Origin of the sequence: Pseudarthrobacter polychromogenes (genome assembly GCF_014644495.1) — a bacterium.
GTDB classification, from domain to species: domain Bacteria; phylum Actinomycetota; class Actinomycetes; order Actinomycetales; family Micrococcaceae; genus Arthrobacter; species Arthrobacter polychromogenes.
On the sequence record NZ_BMKU01000029.1, the window covers coordinates 1 to 2,164 of the forward strand.

Below are 2,164 nucleotides of genomic sequence, written 5' to 3' on the forward strand. Positions count from 1 at the left end.
CGGCCGGGGGTGTGGGGGCCACCGGCTCCCACCGACGTTTTCTTACTGCTTCATGGTGGTGTGCTGGCGCATGTTGTGGTTGCCGGTATCGACCCAGATGGTGTTGTGCACGATGCGGTCCATGATGGCATCGGCGTGGACTCCGGAGCCGAGCCGTTGGTGCCAGTCTTTTTTGGCGTACTGGGTGCAGAACACGGTCGATGCTGTGTCGTACCGGCGTTCAAGCAGTTCCAGCAGCATGCTGCGCATGCCCTCGTCGGGGTGGTCGAGGAGCCATTCGTCGATCACGAGCAGGGTGAAGGCCGCGTACTTGTTCAGGAATTTGGTTTGTCCCTGTGGCTTGTCCTTCGCCAGCGCCCAGGCTTCCTCGAGGTCGGGCATGCGGACGTAGTGGGCACGGATCCTGTGCTGGCAGGCCTGTTTGGCCAGGGCGCACCCCAGGTAGGACTTCCCGGATCCAGTGAATCCCTGAAAGACGACGTTCTGCTGCCGTTCGATGAATGAGCACGTGCCGAGTGAGGCGATGACGTTCCGGTCCAGGCCGCGCTCGTCCACGAGGTCGAGCCGGCGCAGATCCGCGCCCGGGTAGCGCAGTCCGGCCCGCCGGATCAGTCCCTCGACCTTGGCGTGGTTGAACCCGGAGTGGGCCTCGTCGACGACCAGACGGAGCCGTTCCTCGAAGGCCATGCCGAGCACGAGCGTCTCGTCCTGGGCCTCGAGCGCTTCCAGCATCGGGGCGGCACCCATCTCACGGAGCTTGCGTTTGGTTTCGATATCGATCCCGCTCACTTGGCACCCCCTGCGTAGTATTCGGCGCCGCGCACGTATCCGCCGTGTTCGGCGGGTTCATCCCGTGGTGGTCTGAGCCCGGCGGCTTTGTCCTGCTCTGTGGCCAGGATCGGCTGCAGGTGGGCATAACGCGGAGACCGCACGTGGCCTGCCAACGCGAGTCGGCAGGCTGCCTCGAGGCGTTCGGCGGAGTATCGGCGGGAGAGCCTCAGCACTGCCAGTGCCGCGTCCAGGCCCTGCTCGTCGACCGGGACGGACTCGAAGATCCGGTTGACCACGGTTACCGCTGCCGGGCCGAGCCGTCCGGCCCACTCCCGCACCCGGGGCGCATCCCATTGCCGGTACTTCTCGCCGGCGGGCAGGTCGGCGTCGTTGGTGCGGTATTCATTGGCCGCGCCCTCGGGCAGCAGCAGGTGGCTGGTCAGCCGTTCGGTGCCCCGGTAGGCCTGAAGCACCCGGTCGGTGATCCGCAGGTCCACCGTGGTGCCGATATGGGCGAAAGGCACGGAGTAGTAGTTCCTCTCCCAGACGACGTGCCCGTTCCGGCCCACCCGGCGCCCGTAGGCCCACCTGCTGATCTCGTAGGCAGTCGCCGGCAACCCCGTCAGCAGCGGCTGCTCTTCGGCTGCGAACACGCTGGCCCTGGACCCGGGCCGCTTCTGGAACGGCTCCGCGTTGTAGGCCGCCACGCGCTCGATGATGGCGGCTCTGAGCTCCGGCAACGAGGTGAATGGCCGTTGACGCAGCCCGGCGATGATCCAGGTAGCCACGTGGGCGACCGTGTTTTCCACGCTGGCCTTATCCTTCGGCGCTCTGACACGTCCGGGCAGCACCGCCGCCGAATAGTGCGCCGCCATCTCGCGGTAAGCGTCGTTGAGCACGACCTCGCCCTCACGCGGGTGCTTGATGACACCGGTCTTCAGATTGTCCGGCACGATCCGCGGCACCGAGCCTGTGAAGGCCTCGAACATCGCCACATGGGCCCGCAGCCAGGTGTCCTGCTTCATGTCCAGGGCAGGTTCAACGAACGCATACCGACTGAAAGGCAGGCAACCCACAAACAGATACACAGTCCTGGCCTTGCCCGTGGCCGGATCGGTCAGCTGCATCGTCGGCCCCGACCAGTCGACTTCCACCGTCTGGCCGGCCTTGTGTCCGACCCTCGATGCCACTCCCGTTACCAGCACGTGCCGCTGGTAGGTCCTGCAGAACCGGTCATAGCCCATCACCGGCGCACCGGCAGCGGCGCATGAATCGGCATACTCGCCGTGGAGCAGCTTCAGCGTCACCCCGACCCGGGCCATTTCCCGGTGGACCTGGTCCCAGTCCGGCTGCGCGAACACGCTTTGATGCTCACCGCGCCCAGGGAACAACC

The 2,164-nt window shown here is 66.1% G+C and carries 2 protein-coding genes; both read right to left on the reverse strand.

Annotated elements, in window-relative coordinates:
- Positions 1-42: 42 nt before the first annotated feature.
- On the reverse strand, positions 43-789 hold the full coding sequence (locus IEX43_RS20150) for an ATP-binding protein (protein WP_015062067.1): 747 nt from the start codon (positions 787-789) through the stop codon (positions 43-45).
- On the reverse strand, positions 786-2,164 hold a 1,379-nt coding region (istA, locus tag IEX43_RS20155; protein WP_188814052.1), incomplete at its 5' end, for an IS21 family transposase. The genes istA and IEX43_RS20150, both read right to left, overlap by 4 nt.